This is a genomic window from Streptomyces doebereineriae (genome assembly GCF_031845645.1).
GTDB lineage: Bacteria > Actinomycetota > Actinomycetes > Streptomycetales > Streptomycetaceae > Streptomyces > Streptomyces canus.
Genome location: NZ_JAVREZ010000570.1, coordinates 1 through 393, shown reverse-complemented (window position 1 = coordinate 393; position 393 = coordinate 1). Strand labels below are relative to the sequence as shown.

The following is a 393-nucleotide window of genomic DNA, read 5'->3' as shown; positions in this document are numbered from 1 at the left end:
CTTCTGGGTTGACTGCGTAAAGTCGGCCGTCGTCGCCGAACCGTATCCAGGCGATGTCATCGCCGATGGTCTGGGCGGTCCAGCCAGGCAGTGTCGGAGACAGCATGGCCATGTTGGTCTTGCCGCATGAGGAAGGGAAGGCGGCGGCGATGTAGTGCACCTGCTGCTCGGGCGAGGTGAGTTTGAGAATGAGCATGTGCTCGGCGAGCCAGCCCTCGTCGTGGGCCATCTTCGACGCGATGCGCAGCGCATAACATTTCTTGCCGAGCAGGGCGTTGCCGCCGTAGCCCGACCCGTAGCTCCAGATGGCGCGTTCTTCGGGGAAGTGCGAGATGTATTTGGTGTGATCGCACGGCCAGGGCACGTCTGCGTGTCCGTGCTGAAGGGGGGCGC

The 393-nt window shown here is 63.4% G+C and carries 1 protein-coding gene; it reads right to left on the bottom strand.

What is annotated here, in order from left to right; translation table 11 throughout:
* Positions 1-393 (bottom strand): phosphoenolpyruvate carboxykinase domain-containing protein (locus tag RNB18_RS53300; protein ID WP_311721217.1); only part of this gene is annotated, 393 nt, incomplete at both ends.